At 59.5% G+C, this 16,995-nt stretch carries 20 protein-coding genes and 1 tRNA gene; 10 read left to right on the forward strand and 11 right to left on the reverse strand.

Going from position 1 to position 16,995, the window contains the following annotated elements; all coding sequences use genetic code 11:
* The first annotated feature begins 155 nt into the window (after positions 1 to 155).
* Together HBO10_RS02240 and HBO10_RS02245 are read left to right on the forward strand one after the other, a co-directional pair.
* Complete coding sequence (locus HBO10_RS02240) at positions 156 to 1,463, forward strand: MFS transporter (RefSeq protein WP_034126596.1); 1,308 nt, start codon at positions 156 to 158, stop codon at positions 1,461 to 1,463.
* A complete protein-coding gene (locus HBO10_RS02245; protein ID WP_034126595.1) occupies positions 1,460 to 2,218 on the forward strand; it encodes a substrate-binding domain-containing protein in 759 nt (252 codons plus the stop codon). The genes HBO10_RS02240 and HBO10_RS02245 overlap by 4 nt, the downstream gene beginning before the upstream one ends.
* Here HBO10_RS02245 and HBO10_RS02250 read toward each other — a convergent pair.
* The gene (locus tag HBO10_RS02250; RefSeq protein WP_034127031.1) at positions 2,210 to 3,112 is read right to left on the reverse strand and encodes a LysR family transcriptional regulator; all 903 of its coding nucleotides are present in this window, start codon (positions 3,110 to 3,112) and stop codon (positions 2,210 to 2,212) included. The genes HBO10_RS02245 and HBO10_RS02250 overlap by 9 nt on opposite strands.
* A 333-nt stretch (positions 3,113 to 3,445) precedes the next feature.
* Between HBO10_RS02250 and HBO10_RS02255 the strand changes: the two genes are divergently transcribed.
* Entirely contained in the window at positions 3,446 to 3,727 is a 282-nt protein-coding gene (locus HBO10_RS02255) for a type II toxin-antitoxin system ParD family antitoxin (protein ID WP_034127030.1), read from the forward strand.
* Positions 3,724 to 4,077: a type II toxin-antitoxin system RelE/ParE family toxin gene (locus HBO10_RS02260; RefSeq protein WP_034126594.1), complete on the forward strand. Its 354-nt coding sequence runs from the start codon at positions 3,724 to 3,726 to the stop codon at positions 4,075 to 4,077. The genes HBO10_RS02255 and HBO10_RS02260 overlap by 4 nt, the downstream gene beginning before the upstream one ends.
* 18 nt (positions 4,078 to 4,095) lie before the next feature.
* On the opposite strand, the gene HBO10_RS02265 is transcribed toward HBO10_RS02260, so the two are convergent.
* The 3 genes from HBO10_RS02265 to HBO10_RS02275 form a co-directional block, all read right to left on the reverse strand.
* Positions 4,096 to 5,148, reverse strand: a complete 1,053-nt coding sequence (locus HBO10_RS02265) for a histone deacetylase family protein (protein ID WP_034126593.1) — start codon at positions 5,146 to 5,148, stop codon at positions 4,096 to 4,098.
* A 134-nt stretch (positions 5,149 to 5,282) separates the two neighbouring features.
* The gene (locus tag HBO10_RS02270) at positions 5,283 to 6,515 is read right to left on the reverse strand and encodes a Zn-dependent hydrolase (RefSeq protein WP_034126592.1); all 1,233 of its coding nucleotides are present in this window, start codon (positions 6,513 to 6,515) and stop codon (positions 5,283 to 5,285) included.
* An 11-nt stretch (positions 6,516 to 6,526) separates the two neighbouring features.
* The gene (locus HBO10_RS02275) at positions 6,527 to 7,843 is read right to left on the reverse strand and encodes an MFS transporter (RefSeq protein WP_034126591.1); all 1,317 of its coding nucleotides are present in this window, start codon (positions 7,841 to 7,843) and stop codon (positions 6,527 to 6,529) included.
* A 157-nt stretch (positions 7,844 to 8,000) separates the two neighbouring features.
* Between HBO10_RS02275 and HBO10_RS02280 the strand changes: the two genes are divergently transcribed.
* Together HBO10_RS02280 and HBO10_RS02285 are read left to right on the forward strand one after the other, a co-directional pair.
* Positions 8,001 to 8,942 carry a LysR family transcriptional regulator gene (locus tag HBO10_RS02280; RefSeq protein ID WP_034126590.1) on the forward strand — a complete coding sequence of 314 codons (942 nt, stop codon included), beginning with the start codon at positions 8,001 to 8,003 and terminating at the stop codon, positions 8,940 to 8,942.
* A gap of 133 nt (positions 8,943 to 9,075) precedes the next feature.
* Positions 9,076 to 10,302 (forward strand): MFS transporter, encoded by a 1,227-nt coding sequence (locus HBO10_RS02285; protein WP_034126589.1) that lies wholly within the window; start codon positions 9,076 to 9,078, stop codon positions 10,300 to 10,302.
* Between the two features lie 72 nt (positions 10,303 to 10,374).
* Here the strand turns inward: HBO10_RS02285 and HBO10_RS02290 are convergent, their stop codons facing one another.
* The gene (locus tag HBO10_RS02290) at positions 10,375 to 10,629 is read right to left on the reverse strand and encodes a hypothetical protein (RefSeq protein WP_034126588.1); all 255 of its coding nucleotides are present in this window, start codon (positions 10,627 to 10,629) and stop codon (positions 10,375 to 10,377) included.
* 406 nt (positions 10,630 to 11,035) lie between these two features.
* Between HBO10_RS02290 and HBO10_RS02295 the strand changes: the two genes are divergently transcribed.
* Together HBO10_RS02295 and HBO10_RS02300 are read left to right on the forward strand one after the other, a co-directional pair.
* The gene (locus HBO10_RS02295) at positions 11,036 to 11,275 is read left to right on the forward strand and encodes a type II toxin-antitoxin system RelB/DinJ family antitoxin (protein ID WP_014717442.1); all 240 of its coding nucleotides are present in this window, start codon (positions 11,036 to 11,038) and stop codon (positions 11,273 to 11,275) included.
* Complete coding sequence (locus HBO10_RS02300; protein ID WP_034126587.1) at positions 11,265 to 11,558, forward strand: type II toxin-antitoxin system RelE/ParE family toxin; 294 nt, start codon at positions 11,265 to 11,267, stop codon at positions 11,556 to 11,558. The genes HBO10_RS02295 and HBO10_RS02300 overlap by 11 nt, the downstream gene beginning before the upstream one ends.
* A 95-nt stretch (positions 11,559 to 11,653) precedes the next feature.
* On the opposite strand, the gene HBO10_RS02305 is transcribed toward HBO10_RS02300, so the two are convergent.
* The 5 genes from HBO10_RS02305 to dapA all read right to left on the reverse strand — a co-directional run bounded on the left by HBO10_RS02305 (position 11,654) and on the right by dapA (position 15,342).
* A tRNA-Ser gene (locus tag HBO10_RS02305) sits at positions 11,654 to 11,743 on the reverse strand.
* Between the two features lie 83 nt (positions 11,744 to 11,826).
* Complete coding sequence (gene purC / locus HBO10_RS02310; RefSeq protein ID WP_027604309.1) at positions 11,827 to 12,540, reverse strand: phosphoribosylaminoimidazolesuccinocarboxamide synthase; 714 nt, start codon at positions 12,538 to 12,540, stop codon at positions 11,827 to 11,829.
* A 27-nt stretch (positions 12,541 to 12,567) separates the two neighbouring features.
* Positions 12,568 to 13,326: an MBL fold metallo-hydrolase gene (locus tag HBO10_RS02315; protein WP_034126580.1), complete on the reverse strand. Its 759-nt coding sequence runs from the start codon at positions 13,324 to 13,326 to the stop codon at positions 12,568 to 12,570.
* 4 nt (positions 13,327 to 13,330) lie between these two features.
* Complete coding sequence (gene bamC / locus HBO10_RS02320) at positions 13,331 to 14,446, reverse strand: outer membrane protein assembly factor BamC (RefSeq protein ID WP_034126579.1); 1,116 nt, start codon at positions 14,444 to 14,446, stop codon at positions 13,331 to 13,333.
* A 17-nt stretch (positions 14,447 to 14,463) separates the two neighbouring features.
* Entirely contained in the window at positions 14,464 to 15,342 is an 879-nt protein-coding gene (dapA, locus tag HBO10_RS02325; protein ID WP_034126578.1) for a 4-hydroxy-tetrahydrodipicolinate synthase, read from the reverse strand.
* A 262-nt stretch (positions 15,343 to 15,604) separates the two neighbouring features.
* Between dapA and HBO10_RS02330 the strand changes: the two genes are divergently transcribed.
* A complete protein-coding gene (locus HBO10_RS02330) occupies positions 15,605 to 16,165 on the forward strand; it encodes a glycine cleavage system protein R (RefSeq protein ID WP_003189463.1) in 561 nt (186 codons plus the stop codon).
* Between the two features lie 14 nt (positions 16,166 to 16,179).
* The gene (locus HBO10_RS02335; RefSeq protein WP_034126577.1) at positions 16,180 to 16,653 is read left to right on the forward strand and encodes a peroxiredoxin; all 474 of its coding nucleotides are present in this window, start codon (positions 16,180 to 16,182) and stop codon (positions 16,651 to 16,653) included.
* A 19-nt stretch (positions 16,654 to 16,672) separates the two neighbouring features.
* Here the strand turns inward: HBO10_RS02335 and HBO10_RS02340 are convergent, their stop codons facing one another.
* Positions 16,673 to 16,912, reverse strand: a complete 240-nt coding sequence (locus HBO10_RS02340) for a sulfurtransferase TusA family protein (RefSeq protein WP_014717366.1) — start codon at positions 16,910 to 16,912, stop codon at positions 16,673 to 16,675.
* Positions 16,913 to 16,995 lie beyond the last annotated feature (83 nt).

The following is a 16,995-nucleotide window of genomic DNA, read 5'->3' on the forward strand; positions in this document are numbered from 1 at the left end:
GGACACGACGGGTTGTTTTGAAGCCGGGACGGATTGATAGCCAACACGCATCAATTCATCCAAATTAGTCACTTATCATTTCTAAATGTGTCAGCCACTATCCCAAGTCTTAAGCGAAACAAGCACTTTAAAAAGAACGCTGGAGACACAAAACCATGACGACCCCTTCCCGGCCTGCGGCTGCCCCCTCGAAAATAGGCGCGGTATTGCGCGTTACTTCGGGCAATTTTCTCGAACAGTTCGACTTCTTTCTGTTCGGTTTCTACGCCACCTATATCGCTGCCGCGTTCTTCCCGGCCGCTAATGAGTTTGCGTCATTAATGATGACCTTCGCCGTGTTCGGCGCTGGCTTCCTGATGCGTCCATTGGGCGCGATTATTCTGGGTGCCTACATCGATGACGTGGGCCGTCGCAAAGGCTTGATCGTGACCTTGTCGATCATGGCCAGCGGTACGCTACTGATCGTACTGGTGCCGAGTTATCAGACCATCGGCCTGTGGGCGCCGTTTCTGGTGCTGTTGGGGCGCCTGCTGCAAGGTTTCTCGGCCGGTGCGGAGCTGGGTGGCGTGTCGGTGTACCTGTCCGAAATGGCCACGCCGGGCCGTAAAGGCTTCTACACCAGTTGGCAGTCGGGCAGCCAACAGATCTCCATCGTCGTCGCCGCGGCCCTGGGTTATGGCCTGAACGTGTGGATGGAACCTGCGGTGGTGGCCGATTGGGGCTGGCGTATTCCGTTCGCCGTCGGCTGCGTGATCATTCCGTTCATCTTCGTGCTGCGTCGCAACCTGCAGGAAACCGAAGAGTTCGCCAACCGCAAGCATCGCCCGACCATGCGTGAAGTGATGGCGACCCTGGTGAAGAACTGGACCGTGGTCATCGGCGGCATGCTGATGGTGGCCATGACCACCACCGCGTTCTACCTGATCACCGTGTACGCGCCGACTTTCGGTAAAACCGTGTTGCACCTGAGCACCTCGGACGCCTTGCTGGTGACCTTGCTGGTCGCGATCTCGAACTTTTTCTGGCTGCCGATCGGCGGCACGTTAAGCGATCGCTTCGGCCGTAAACCCGTGCTGATTGCCATGACGGTGCTGACTGTCCTTACGGCTTATCCGGCATTGTCCTACGTGGTCAACGCACCAAGCTTTGCGCACATGCTGGAAACCCTGCTGTGGTTCTCGTTCCTGTATGGCATGTATAACGGCGCGATGATCCCAGCGTTGACTGAAATCATGCCGGTGGAAGTGCGTGTGGCGGGTTTCTCCCTGGCCTACAGCCTGGCGACAGCAGTGTTCGGTGGCTTCACGCCAGCGATCTCCACCTGGTTCATTCACATCACCGAAGACAAGGCTTCACCTGCGTATTGGATGATCTTCGCCGCGCTGTGTGCATTGTGTTCGACCCTGGCGTTGTATCGCCGCGCCAATACCCGCGGCCAAGTCATGCAGGAGGCTGCGCAATGAAGCCCCTGTTCAAGACCCTCGCTGCTGTCGTCCTCGGCACCCTGGCGCTATCAGCCCAGGCCGAACAACTCAAGGTCATGACCTCGGGCGGCTTCACCGCCGCGTATAAATTGCTCGGCCCGCAATACGCCGAGCAAAGCGGTGACACCCTCGACACCATCCTTGGCCCGTCCATGGGCAAGGCGCCGGAAGCGATTCCCAACCGCCTGGCCCGTGGCGAACAGGCAGATGTGGTGATCATGGTCGGCTATGCCCTGGATGAGTTGATCAAACAAGGCAAAGTCGACCCCGCATCCCGCGTGGAGCTGGCCGACTCGCGGATTGGCCTGGTGGTGAAGGAAGGTGCGGCCAAACCTGTGATCAATACAGACGCCGAGTTGAAGGCCGTGCTGAGCAAAGCCAAATCGGTGGCCTATTCGGATAGCGCCAGCGGCGTTTATGTCGAGAAGGAATTGTTCAAGAAACTCGGCATGCCGGCCAAGGGAACCATGATCCAACGCGTGCCGGTGGGCGAACAGGTGGCCAAGGGTGATTACGAGGTCGGCTTGCAACAAGTGGCGGAATTGTTGCCAGTCAAGGGCGTGACGTTCGTAGGCAAGATCCCGGAAGACGTGCAGTCCGTTACCCGTTTCGCCGCCGGTATTCCAGTGAACGCCAAACACCCTGAGCAGGCCAAGGCACTGTTGCAGTTCATGGCATCGCCCGAGGCCCAGCAGGAGGTGCAATCCACCGGCCTGGACTCGGTGTCACGCTGATCGGAACGGCATCTCCCGTACCAGTCGCTCCAACTCCAGCGCCGCCGGTGGCAACGTCCGCCCGCGGCGCTTGATCAAGCCCACATTGCGCAGTACCTGGGGCTCCACCAGCGGCACACTGACCAGAATCGGGTGAGTGTGCGCCGGCATCGCAATCGACGGCACCATCGCTACGCCCAGCCCCGCCTCCACCAGCCCGATCATGGTGGTCACATGGTGCGTCTCGCAGATACTCGGCTTTTTCACCCGCACGCCACGCAGCGCCTGGTCGAGCAGGAAGCGATTGCCCGACGTCTTGTCCACCTCAATGTAGTCATGCTCATAAGCCTCGGTCCAGCTCACGCTGTCACGCCCTGCCAGAGGGTGATCACGCCGACAGGCCAGCACGTAGCGCTCCTGCAGCAGCAACTCGAATTCCACCTCATCGGCCAGGCTACCGCTGAAACTCACGCCAAAGTCCGCCTCGCCGCTGGCTACCGCATTGCACACCTCGCCGGCACTGGCATCCAGCACCCGCAGGCGAATCTTCGGATATAGCTTGTGGAACTCGGAGATCACATGGGGCATGAAGTAGTACGCGGTAGACGGCACGCAGGCGATGGTGACATTCCCCATGCGCGTCGAGGCGACGTTGCTGATACCCATCAGCGCGATGTCGAGATCGTCGAGCATGCGCTCAACCTGGGGCAAAAATGCACGCCCGACCATGGTCAGGCTGACCCGTCGCGTGGTGCGTTCGAACAGCTTTACATCCAGCGCGGATTCGAGCTTTTCGATACGCCGACTGAGGGCCGGTTGCGAGATACGGATGGCCTCGGCAGCGCCACGAAAACTGCCCTTGTCCACCACGGCGCGGAAAGCTTGGAGGTCGTTGAGGTCGAAGTTGATGATCACGGGAGGCAGGCCAAAGGTGGTCGAGGTGGCGAGCATTATCGTATGGGAGCCGGTGGGACGCCATGTGTGCCTAGATGGTTTGCCGAGATCATCCTGTTACACATATGAAGTCATACATATCAGCAGGTTATCAGCCACCTACGGCAACGCGATCGCCAAAACGGGTCAATACTTTCGGCCTGACCTACACAACTGGAGACGTAGCAACTCATGGAAACCTACCCCTTCTGGATGGACGACGAGGCGCCGGGCATCGGCATCGATCAGTTGCTTCTTGCATCGCGCCAATGGTCGAGTAGGATTGAATCCCACTCACCTCAGGCGGATACACCCATGCGCTCAACCCAGCAAATGAGCATCACCTTGCCCCTTGAAATGGCGGCTCTGGTCAAAGCCAAGGTGGCTGCTGGCGAATATGCCAGCGAAAGTGAAGTGATTCGCGACGGCCTGCGGGCGTTGCTGGCGCGTGATCGTGCCATGGAGGATTGGCTCAGAGCCGAAGTCATCCCCGCAGCGACCGCCCTTGAGGCGAAGCCTGAGCTTGGGTTATCGCCAGAACAGGTCCGCGAACATATGGCCGCCAGACGTCAGCGCAAAGGCACAGGGGAAGCGTGAGCTACTCGGTAGTTTTTTCGCCCGAGGTCTTGGCGCAACTCGATGCCCTTGAAGACTACATCAGCGATGTCGGCTCCCCTCCTGTAGCGGCGCGTTTTATCGACAATCTTGTCAGCTACTGTGAAAGCCTTGCCCTGTTTCCCTTGCGTGGCATGCGCCGTGACGACCTGCTGAAAGACTTGCGCATCACTCACTATCGTCGCAGCACCATTATTGCTTTCAGGGTGAAGCCTGACTTCAAAACGGTATCAATAGTGGGGGTGTTTTACGGCGGGCAAGATTACACGGCGTTGTTGCACGCAGATCAGAACGAGCACCCGACAAGGGCTGAAAAGCCTGCTGAAAACTGATCAGCAGGCTTTTAGCGTTCAAACACCCTTTAATAAAGGGTCTGATAGCGCGTTCCAAGCCGCTGGTGCACCGAAAAACGCCTGGGCATTACTGTCCAACGTTTCCAAGTGATACCCGCCTTCCTGCACGATCACGCAGGGCAACCCCAGCGCACGGATGCGGGCTCCCAACCGCGCAAAGCCTTCCCGCGTCACCGCGACTTTGCTTTGTGGGTCCAGCTCATAGATATCGAAGCCCAGTGACAACACCAGCACATCCGCCGAGAAGTCCTTCACCGCTGCCAGGGCCTGCTCCAGTTTTTCAAAGAACACCGCTTCGCTGGCACCATGGGGCATCGGCAGGTTGAGGTTGTACCCCTCGCCGGCGCCGTTGCCTTTTTCCTCGGCAAAGCCTGCGACGCCAGGATAGAAGTTGGTCGGGTCGCCGTGGATCGACACATACAGCACGTCGTCGCGGTCGTAGAAAATTTCCTGGATGCCTTGGCCGTGATGCATATCGGTATCGAGCACGGCGACACGCTGGAAACCTTGGCGCAGTGCCTGCGCAGCCACGGCCGCATTGTTGATGTAACAGAAGCCACCGGCCGCGTCGAAGCGGGCGTGATGGCCCGGCGGCCGGCACAAGGCGTAGGCGGCAGGGGCGCCATCGAGGATTTCTCCCGCTGCGGCGATGGCGCTTTGGGCTGACCAATAAGCCGAGCGCCAGGTCAACTCACCGATGGGGCAACTGCCATCGGCCAGGTAGCGTGCCGCCTGAGCCAGGATGCCGCGCAAGGCATTGGGTTCACGCACGAAGATGTTGGACATGACTTCGTCGCCCCAGTCTTCGGGGATTTCTTTCCAGCGCTGGTGAGCTTCTTGAAGAAAAGCCAGGTAGTCGCCGCCGTGCACCGCGAGCAACGGCCCCATACCGTAATCGGTCGGTTGCTGGATATCGAAGCCCAGGGTTTGCGCAGCCAGCAGCAGGTTGCGCGCACGCTCGGGAACCTCCTGGGGCGTGCGCATCTGGCCGCGGGAGTAGTAGCTACGCGGGTGATGCAGGAGTTGTTCGGGGTGAAAAAACGTCTTCATGAGTTGCTCCTGGATAAACACAGAACCTGTGGGAGCTGGCTTGCCTGCGATAGCGGTGAATCAGGCAGTACATTGTTCTCTGACAGTCCGCTATCGCAGGCAAGCCAGCTCCCACAGGGGTGCGGCGTCGGCCTTTAGAAATGAACATGCCCGGCGCGTTTCAAGACGGCGTTGAGCAAGACATCGGTACCCTGGCGCACATCGTCGGGCAAGACATCCTCGGCTTCGTTGTGGCTGAGGCCGCCGACGCAGGGGATGAAGATCATCGCGGTGGGGCAATAGCGCGCCAGGTGAATCGCATCGTGGCCGGCGCCGCTGACGATGGTCTGCTGGCTGTAGCCCAAGCCGTCCACCGCAGCCTGCACGCAAGCCACGCACTCGGCGTCGAACGGCGTAGCCGGGCTGATCCAGTGAGGCGTGATGGTGACGCTCAGGCCACGGTTGTCCGCGATAGCCTGCAGGCGTGCACGCACTTGCTGCTCCATGGCGTCGATGTCGGCGTCGCGGTGATGGCGCAGGTCGACGGTAAAGTTGAGCAAGCCGGGGATGGTGTTGCGCGACGACTTGGCGATGCTCAGTTCACCCACAGTGGTAAGGCCCTGCGGGGCAAAATCGGCAGCGAGGTTTTCCAGGGCCTGGATCATTTTTGCCGCGCCGTACAGCGCATCTTTACGCAACGGCATCGGCGTGGTGCCAGCGTGCGCGGCCATGCCTTCGACCCGTACATCGAGCCAGCGAATCGCTTGACCACCGGTGACTACGCCGATGCTGTTGGCGTTGTCCTCCAGGATCGGGCCTTGCTCGATATGCGCTTCGAAATACGCATCCACCGCGCCACCCAACGGGCGCTCACCGTTGTAGCCGGTGGCGCGCAATGCCTCGGCCACGCTGATACCGTCGACATCGGCGGTGGCCAGTGCCTTGTCCAGGGCGAGCGTGCCGGTGAATACCGCCGAGCCCAGCATCGCCGGGGTGAAACGGGCGCCCTCCTCGTTGGTCCACACTGCAATTTCCAACGGCTTGCGCGTCTGGATGCCGTGGTCGTCGAGGCTGCGGATGACCTCCAGGCCAGCCAACACGCCGTACACCCCATCGAAGCGTCCGCCTTCGGGCTGGGTATCCAGGTGGCTGCCCATCATCACCGGGGCGGCGTCATTGTCGGTGCCCGCGCGGCGGGCGAACAGGTTGCCGATGGCATCCACGCTCAACGTCAGGCCGGCTGCTTTACACCAGTGGCTGAACAGCTCACGACCGGCCTTGTCTTCGGCGCTCAACGCCAGGCGGCAGCTGCCACCGCGTGCGGTCGCGCCGATCTCGGCCATGTCCATCAGGCTACGCCACAGGCGCTCGCCATTAATCTTCAACATTGCTGACTCCCTCAACTGTGTGCCATTTCCAGGCGGTGGGCCGTGGCATGGCGGCGGGACAAGGCCAGTACGCACACCAACGAAACCGCCGCGATCACGCTGTAAAACACTGCCATCGGCCACCATTGGCCCAGGTATTGATGGGCCAGCCAGGTGCCGATCAACGGTGTCAGGCCGCCGGCCAGCGCGCCGCATACCTGGTAAGCCAGGGAGATCGCGGTGTAGCGCACACGGGTTTCAAACAGGCCGCTGACAAAACCTGCGATGACGGCGTAGAACGACGCCATGCACACCACCGCCAGGGCAATGCCGAGGATGATCAACGGCGCCTCAGCGCTGCTGACCAGGACGAACATCGGGTACGGCGAGGCCATTGCCAGCACGCACATGGCGCACAGAAACCGTGTAGCGCCGACCTTCTCCGCCACCCAGGCGGCCAGCGGCTGGACGCAGAACTGAATAATGGCGACGAAGAACAGGCATTCCAGAATCAACGAGCGCGGCAGATTAAGTTGCTGAGTGCTGTAGGCAATCATGAAGGTGTTGGTGAAATACACGCCGGCAATCCCCAACGTATTGGCGCCAATGCACAACAACAGTGGACGCCAAGCGGTCTTCATCACTTCCAGCACGGGGGCTTGGTCCTGCTTGATCGCTCGCGCTTTTTCCGCCTGGGCCTTGTCTTCGAGGAACTCCGGCGACTCGTTCACACCCAGGCGAATCGCGAGGCCGACGATCAACAGCAAGGCACTGGCCAGGAACGGCAGGCGCCAGCCCCAACTAAGCAGGTCCTCTTCAGGTAAACGAGTGACGGCACTGAACGCTAGCAAGGAAAGAATCAAACCGGCCGGGCTGCCCAACTGCGCGAAGGATGCAAAGAAATTACGCCGCCCTTTCGGCGCGTGCTCGCCAGCCATCAACACCGCCCCACCCCACTCGCCGCCAACCGCAATACCCTGCACCACCCGCAACAGGATCAACAGCACCGGTGCGGCAGCGCCGATCTGGGCATAGGTCGGTAACAGGCCGATGCACACCGTGACCACGCCCATCATCACGAGGGTAATCACCAGGGATTTCTTGCGGCCGATGCGGTCGCCGATATGACCGAACACGATGCCGCCCAACGGCCGCGCAAAAAAGCCGACGGCGAAGGTGCCGAACGCGGCCATGGTGCTGAACAATTTATCGTCGGAGGGGAAGAACAGTTGACCGAACACCAGCGCTGCAGCGGTGGCATAGATGTAAAAGTCGTACCACTCGATCATGGTGCCGATAAAGGCGGCGGCCGCAGCACGGCGAGGCTGCGGCGAAGCGGAAGGCTTCATGGGGCTGGCTCCTTTGTTTATTTTTTTGGCAGGAGAAAGTCAAACCGGTGCGCTCTGGTGGCGCTCGTTAAACCCGATTTTTCGGCCAGGGGCTATGATTAGTCAATTTTCTATTTATTATCTTGATTATAAGAACTGCTTATTATCGAGCGCCGCCATGCCCGAATTCCGCCGCGATATTCACCCTCTGCTCAATGACCGCCTGGACTGGAACCTGCTGCGCACCTTCCGCGTGATCGGCCAGGAACTGAGCATCAGCCGCGCCGCCGCCCGCCTGCATCTGACGCAACCGGCCATCAGCCAGGCGCTCAAGCGCCTGGAAGAACAGCTGGATTGCCAGCTCATCCTGCGCCGAGGCCCGCGCTTCGTGCTCACCGAAGCCGGTGAGCAGATCTTTGCCATTGCTGGAGAGATGTACGGCCAGGTCTCGCAGATGAGCAACGCCCTGCAAAAGCCGGGTGATGAAGTGATCGGCAAAGTGCGCTTGCTGATGATCAGCCGGATTAATTCCGACACTTTCGATGACTTTCTCGCGGGTTTTCATCGCGAACATCCACGGGTCGATCTGGAAGTCGAAGTGATGCGCAGCTCCGACATTGTCGCCGCGCTGCTGGAAAAAACCGCGACCCTGGGGCTCAGCCTCAATCGCCGGCCACAACCGCGCCTGGAACAGCATCTGTTTCTGCGTCAGCGTTATGCGTTCTTTTGTGGAAAACACCACCCATTGTTCGGACGCACAGGGTTGGTCGAAGGGGATCTGCAATCGGAGAATTTCGTGAGTTTTACCAGCGACCAGATTGGCGGCATGTTGTCGCCGCTGACTATTTTCCGTGATCAGCAAGGGTTCGGTGGGCGGATCGTGGCGTCATCCTCCAGCCTGGAAGAAGTGCGGCGATTGGTCATTGCCGGGTTTGGCTTGGGCTGCTTACCCACTCATGTGGTGGCGGACGATGTGGAGCGCGGGCTGCTGTGGCGGTTGCCGCCGGATGAGGGGATTGCGGATGTGGATATTCATCTGCTGTGGAACCGGGAGCAGAAGTTGAGTCGGGCGGAGGGGGTGTTTATTGAGTGCCTTCTGGAACGGTTGGCCGAAAAATGATTGCTCACATCGATAGCACTGATGATTACTATCGAAACGAGCGCCTGAACGATTGCCGATACTGATTCCTATAATCGCCCCACATTCCCTCCTCGCCTGGCTTCAGGCGACATTCCTCCCGGACCCCAATCCCATGCCAAGCGCGAGCCAGGCCCCTAGCGGGCATCCTGAACATAATCAACAAAGCGTCAAACAGCAGTGGTTGGCGATTCTTTCGGTCGCCGTGGGTGCCTTTGCCCTGGTGACCAGTGAATTCCTACCGGTGGGCGTACTCAACGACGTCGCCAGCGATCTGGGCATCAGTGCCGGTCACGCCGGATTGATGGTGACATTGCCCGGCATCATGGCTGCCCTCGCCGCGCCGTTTCTGTCGGTCAGCATTGGCGCCATGGACCGTCGTTACTTGCTGATCGGCCTGACATTGGTGATGATCATCGCCAACTTGGTGGTGGCCTTCGCTAATGATTTCAGCCTGCTGCTGTTCGGCCGCGTATTGCTCGGCATCAGCATCGGCGGCTTCTGGGCCACGGCCATTGCCCTCAGCGGGCGGCTGGCGCCCAAGGGCGTGGGCGTAGCAAAGGCCACCTCGATCATCATGATGGGCGTGACCCTGGCCACCGTTCTGGGCGTGCCTGTGGGTACCTGGCTCAGCGGCCTGATGGGCTGGCGGATGACCTTCCTGGTCACGGCGTTGGTGGGCATTCCGGTGCTGTTGGCGCAAATCTTCCTGCTGCCGCGACTCACCCCTGAGAAAGCCATTCAGATCCGTGACCTGCCAGCTTTGTTTATCAACCCACAAGCGCGGGTCGGGTTGATCGCCGTACTGCTGATCGGCCTGGCGCACTTTGCTGCGTATACCTATGTCGCGCCGTTCTTTAAACACAGCTCCGGCTTCGACGGGCCAACGATTGGCTCATTGTTGCTGCTGTATGGCGTGGCAGGCGTGCTGGGCAATGTGTTCGCCGGCTTCGCCGCCAACCGCAGCGTACGCAACACCCTGCTGCTGGTCGCGCTGATGATCGGTACCAGCACTGCACTGTTCCCCTACTTCGCCACCGGTATGACAGGCGCCGTGGTGCTGATCGCGCTCTGGGGCTTTGCCTTTGGCGCTTTCCCGGCCTGCGCCAGCATCTGGATGTTCGTGGTGGCGCCCAAGGATGTGGAACGAGGCATGCCGCTGTTCGTGGCGCTGTTTCAGGTGATCATCGCCCTGGGTTCATTCTTTGGCGGGCGGATCGTCGACCAAATGGGCAGCGCGGTGTTGTTGAGCCTGGCCACTGTGTTGGTGGGGTTGGGGTTTGCGACCGTGCTGGTGTTGGGGCGCAAGGTGAGTAATAGCCTGGTGGCGCAGCCTGCCTGACCGGGTTGTAGGCGCAAAAAAGCCTGCTGAGCGTTGAGTTCAGCAGGCTTTTTTCGTTTCGGGAGCAGGTATTTATTTGGCCGTGGGGAAATCACGCTCCAAGACAGCGTCCACCAAGGCTTGCGCGTTCTCGATCAATTGAGCCAGGGCCATGATCACGGGCGACTTCGTGCTGACTGGATCTTCGGCGCATTGGTAGGCGGATTGAAGGGCGGATGAGAGGGTTTCGGTGGCGTTTATAAGGGTTTCTTCGGTGCCGACATCATCGGCTACGCAAAAGATTTTGCGTGCATGCCCTTCGGTAGAATCAGCGGTGATCTTATTCATGATGTAACCCCAGCCAACGCAACCCTGCACGAAAACTGCCGAACCTGCACAACGTAAGCACCTGTCTCGGAAAAGCTTGGTAACCAGAATCCCCACCAGGAACCTTGTGTGCATAAGCCTGCAAGCTAGCCTCAAAAGGTCGTCGCCGTGGCGACATACTGTCAAGGGTGCTGATATGCCAACGAGATATCGCGATGCGGTCACTGGTGAATACGTAACAGAGCAAGAGGCGAAGAGAAGACCAAGGGAAACGGTGAAGGAAACCGATAAAAAGCGCCCGGCAAAGCCGACGGCCAAGAAGTAGGATTAACAGATGAGAGCGACTGCCGTATGTCCAGACAGACTTGCCAATGAAACCCGATTGCTCCAATGTAATGACCAACGTCATTACACAAGGAGCTATCCCTTGGCATCTATCAACATCCGTATCGATGACGACCTGAAAGCTCGTGCCTACCTAGAGCTGGAGAAACTCGGTGTCACACCTTCTGAACTGATACGTCAGGCGTTGCAATATGTTGCCGAACGCGGCCAGTTGCCATTTAAGCCTGTGCTGATGACTGAAGAGGATGAAGCCTTGATGGCGACCGTACGTGAGCGTCTTGCATCGCCTCAACGCGTAAGGGTTTCTTTGGATGACCTATAGCCTTGATTTTGATGCGCGTGCATTGAAGGAATGGCAGAAACTCGGCGACACCCTCCGTCAGCAACTCAAGAAGAAGCTGGTCGAAGTCCTGAACAACCCACGTATTGAGGCTAACCGCCTACATGGGCTGCCTGACTGCTACAAGATCAAACTGCATAGCAGCGGATACAGGCTGGTGTATCAAGTGATAGATCAGGAAGTTACGGTGTTCGTGGTCGCCGTCGATAAGCGTGAACGAGATCAGGCTTATCGCAAAGCGTCTGAGCGCCTTGTTCAGCGTTAGGCAGGACTACAACAATTCCCTGAAGCAGCCGTTAATAAAGGCTGAAAACGAAAAAGCCCCGCAGCTTATTCAGCTACGGGGCTTTTTCTATGTAATGGCGGAGAGATAGGGATTCGAACCCTAGGTACCGGTGAAGGTACAACGGATTTCGAATCCGTCCCATTCGGCCACTCTGGCATCTCTCCAACGGCGCGCATCATAACAGCATGATTGATGGATGCAAAGCGCCGAAGCGATTTTTTTCCGTGCTATCAGATGCTTGCGTCGATTACAGCGGTACGCCGAGGCGCTTGGCGACTTCTTCGTAGGCTTCGATCACGTCACCGAGGCCCTGACGGAAGCGGTCTTTGTCCATCTTCTTCTTGGTGTCCTTGTCCCACAGGCGGCAGCCATCCGGGCTGAACTCGTCGCCCAGGACGATGGAGCCGTCGTGGAACACGCCGAATTCGAGCTTGAAGTCCACCAGCAACAGGCCGGCGTCGTCGAACAGCTTGCTCAGCACGTCGTTGACCTTGAGGGACAACTCCTTCATGCGCGCCAGTTGCTCAGCGGTGCCCCAGCCGAACGCCACGACGTGGGATTCGTTGATGAACGGGTCGCCCTTGGCGTCGTCCTTCAGGAACAGTTCGAAGGTGTAAGGGTTGAGCTTGAGACCCTCTTCCACGCCCAAACGCTTGACCAGGCTGCCGGCGGCGTAGTTACGCACGACGCATTCCACCGGGATCATGTCGAGCTTCTTGACCAGGCACTCGTTGTCGCCCAGCAGTTTGTCGAATTGGGTCGGGATACCGGCCGCTTCGAGTTTCTGCATGATGAAGGCGTTGAACTTGTTGTTCACCATGCCTTTGCGATCCAGCTGTTCGATGCGCTTGCCGTCGAACGCCGAGGTGTCGTTGCGAAACAGCAGGATCAGGCGGTTGGCGTCGTCGGTCTTGTACACCGACTTGGCTTTGCCGCGGTAGAGTTCTTCACGTTTTTCCATGATGGGCTCCGCTTTGAGTAAGGTGGGCTAGGCGATGTGTCGCCAGTCGAGCCCTGAATCTTGATCGGCCAGTTGCAGCCAGTCCGGGTCGCACCCTAAGGTGTCGACAAAACATTGCCGGGCAAGCGTCGGCAGGTTGTTCTTGCTGCTGAGGTGAGCCAGGACCAGGTGTTGCAGGTCTTGCCAGCCCAACTCATACACCAGGTATGCGGCCTGGTGGTTGTTCAAATGTCCCAGCTCGCCGCCCACCCGTTGCTTGAGAAAGTAAGGGTAGTGACCGCGTGCCAGTAGATCCCTGCAGTGGTTGGACTCGATCATCAAGGCATCGAGGTCCCGGTAACTGTCCAGCACCCTGGCGCAGTAGGAACCCAGGTCGGTCAGCACGCCGAAACGCCGCTGGCCGTCACTGAATACGTATTGCGTGGGCTCCTGGGCATCGTGGGCAACCGCGACGACATTGATGCTCAGGGCACCGATTTGCAGTTGCTCGCCACCGGCCAGAAAACCTGCCGGCTCAATGGGTTTGCGCATCCCGCGCAACGTGCCACGACTCAAGTACACCGGCAGATTGTAGCGCCGAGACAGCAAACCCACGCCATGCACATGGTCGGCATGCTCGTGGGTTACCAGAATCGCGCTCAGTTGCGTGGGGTGAACCCCCAGGCGCAACAGGCGCCGCTCGGTTTCCCGCAGGGAGAAACCACAATCGACCAGCACGTACGTGTCATCATGGGCGACCAGCGTACCGTTCCCTTGGCTACCGCTGCCGAGAACGGCAAAACGCATCGGATCAGCCCAGGTTGTCTTGAATCACGCCCAACACTTTGCGCGCTGTTTCAGCTGGCGCGACGGTGTTGATGTTTTTCTCGACGGTGACTTGCACGCTGTCGCCCACCTTGCTCAAACGAACCTGATAACGCTCGGCACGGGTTTCGATCTCTTCCTTGGTCGGCGCGCTGCCGAACAATTTGCCGAAGAAACCTGGCTCATCGTCTTTCTTCTCGGCCTTTTCAGCCACGTTGATGTAGTACAGGCCCAGGCTGCGGTTGATGTCTTCAACGCGCCAAGGGCCCTGCTCCAACGCACGGCCAACACTGGCCCAGGCACGGTCGAGGTCTTCACCCAGGTTCAGCACGACGTTACCGCTGCCGTCTTCGGTGAGGCTGACGCGGCTAGGGGTGTCGTAATCACGGGCGGCGAGCAGGGAAACGGAACCGCCCTTCTCGGAGATACGGCTCATGCTGGCCAGCATCTCGTCGACCAGCGCGGCGTCGACGCCGGTGTTAACCGAGCGCGGCGTGAAGTCGACGTCAGCCGTGCTGCCGGCAGGCCGCTCGGCGCTGACTACATAGACTTCGCTGGTATTGCGCTGCACGCCGGGCTCGATGCGCACACGCACACGGGCTTCGCTGTCGGCGGCTACACCGCCCGCCAGCAGGCGCTGGGCCATGTTGGCGGACAGCTCGCGACCTTGCTGCCATGCGGTGGTGAACTCACCAGTCTGCGGGCGTTGCTGGTCGAGGCGGAAACCGTTGTCCTGGAAGAACTGCACCGCCACCGGCCAGACTTCGGCAGGCGGACGCTGAGCCACGATCCAGCGGTTGTCGCCGCTTTTCTGCAGGCTGTAGTCGCTGGCATCGGCCACGGCCATGATCGGCTGTGGGCGTGGCACTACGTACTCACCCTTGACCGTGTCGTCGGCGACGTTGCGTGGAATCGGCAACAATGGGTCAAGGCGCTTGGCGACATTGACATCAGGCGGCAGTTGCATCGGTTTGGTTGCTTGCGCTTCCAGGTAATCGCTGCCGCGGTCACGGAAGTAGCCTTCCGGGCCCCATACCCAACCGCAGCCACTGGTGCTGGAGATAATCAAGGCAAGTGCGGAAAGTCCGGCCAATCGCTTCATGCGTAGTGCTTCCTCAATTAAACCAGGACGCCGGACTGGCGCAGGGCCTGTCGCAGCGGTTCGTGACAGGCTTCGCTGAGGGGGGTGAGCGGCAGACGGATACCGTCCGGCATCAGACCCATCTCAAACAGCGCCCACTTCACGGGAATAGGATTGGATTCGATAAACAGTGTCTTGTTGAGCGGCATCAGCTTTTCGTGGATGGCGCGAGCGGTGGCTGCATCGCCCGCGATGGCGGCGGCACACATATCGCTCATGGCGCGCGGGGCCACGTTGGCGGTCACGGAGATATTGCCCTTGCCACCCAGCAGGATCAGCTCGACAGCGGTGGCGTCGTCACCGGAATACACCAGGAAGGCGCTGCTCACGCCGGCCAGGATGTCCTTGGCGCGCTGCAGGTCGCCAGTGGCTTCCTTGATGCCGATGATGTTCGGCACGGTGGACAGGCGGATCACCGTCTCGGCCTTCATGTCGCACGCGGTGCGACCCGGTACGTTGTAGAGGATCTGCGGGATCTGCACGGCTTCGGCGATGGCTTTGAAGTGCTGGTACAAGCCTTCCTGCGTCGGCTTGTTGTAGTACGGGGTTACCAGCAGGCAAGCGTCGGCGCCAGCCTTCTTGGCGTTCTTGGTCAGCTCGATCGCTTCACGCGTCGAGTTGGCGCCCGTACCGGCGATCACGGCAATGCGGCCCGCAACGCGCTTGACCACGAACTCGATCACCTGGATGTGCTCTTCCACATCGAGGGTGGCCGATTCACCTGTGGTGCCGACCGCCACAATGGCGTTGGTGCCCTCTTGCAGGTGGAAGTCCACCAGTTTGCCCAGGCTGTCCCAGTCGAGACGACCTTGTGCATCCATGGGTGTGACCAGTGCCACCATACTGCCCGCAATCATGCAACCGCTCCTGCCGGAAAAAGAGAGCCGTAATGGTACTGGCGCCAAGATGCTTGTACAAGCGAAGTACCGCGTGAGGATGCGTTCTGGCGCAACTAAACGTCGGGCAATGACATCATCGGGCCAAAGCACCGCCCGAAGCCGGCTGATCACGCAATGAAAACGCCACCTCCTAGCCCTTGGCGACGCTTTTCGCTACCCTTGATCCTTTGATCGATACAGCCCACACGGTATCGACCGCTCATCGCTTTAGGAAGGCTGCATGTCCACCCCCACAGTTCGCGAACAATTCCTTGTTATCAGTGCCCTCGGCGCCAACCCCATGGAGCTGACCAACGTCCTGTGCCGCGCCAGCCATGAGAACCGCTGCGCCGTCGTGACCTCCCGCCTGACCCGCCACGGCGAGTGCAGTGCGCTGGTCCTGCAGATTTCTGGCTCCTGGGATGCCTTGGCACGCCTTGAAACCGGCCTGCCGGGCCTGGCCAAAAAGCACGACTTTACCGTCAACGTGGTACGCAGCGCCGCCCTGGAAAATCGCCCACAGGCTTTGCCTTACGTGGCCTATGTCAGCTCGGCCTACCGTTCGGACATCGTCAACGAGCTGTGCCAGTTCTTTATCGACCATAACGTCGAGCTGGAAAACCTGACCTGTGACACCTACCAGGCGCCACAAACCGGCGGCACCATGCTCAATGCCACCTTTACCGTGACCTTGCCGGCCGGCGTACAGATCAGTTGGCTGCGCGACCAGTTCCTCGATTTCGCCGATGCCCTGAACCTCGACGCCTTGATCGAACCATGGCGCCCACAGAACCCCATGTAAGGAAGTACCTCTCTATGCCGGTAGCCATCGACACACCCGTGGCCGATTTCGAGGCCCAGGCCACCAGCGGCCAGACCTTCAGCCTCGCGGCCCTCAAGGGCAAGCAAGTGGTGATCTACTTTTACCCGAAGGACAGCACCCCAGGCTGCACTACCGAAGGCCAAGGCTTTCGTGACCAGTACGCCGCATTCAAGGCCGCCAATACCGAAGTGTTCGGCGTGTCGCGTGACAGCGTGAAGTCCCACGAGAACTTCAAGGGCAAACAGGCATTTCCTTTCGAGCTGATCAGCGATAAGGACGAAGCGGTCTGCCAGCTGTTTGATGTGATCAAGTTGAAGAAGCTGTATGGCAAGGAATACCTGGGTGTGGATCGCAGCACATTCCTGATCGACAGCCAAGGCGTGCTGCGTCAGGAATGGCGCGGCGTGAAAGTGCCGGGGCATGTTGATGCCGTGTTGGCGGCAGCGCAGGCGCTGAATAAGGTCTGATCCTGCGTCGATAAGGCCGTCAGGCCTTGCGCAACCAATAACGGTACACACCCTCGGCGGCGTCTTCATGCTCCAGGGTGTGGCCAGCCAGCTTGGCAAAGGTGCGAAAATCACGCTGGGAGCCGGCGTCGGTGGCAGTCACCTTGAGCACGGCACCGCTGGCCATTTTATTGAGCTCCAGCTTGGCCTTGAGCAACGGCAAAGGGCAGTTAAGACCGCTGGCGTCGAGTTCGGCGTCACAGGCTACAGCGTCGGTCATGGTGCTACTCCAGGCAAACATTCGGGCCGCTTAGAATATCTGGTCCCAAGCTCAGTGTCCGGCTACAGTAAGCTCTTTGTCGA

It is taken from the genome of Pseudomonas sp. WS 5503 (genome assembly GCF_012985385.1).
In the GTDB taxonomy this organism is placed as follows: domain Bacteria; phylum Pseudomonadota; class Gammaproteobacteria; order Pseudomonadales; family Pseudomonadaceae; genus Aquipseudomonas; species Aquipseudomonas paracarnis.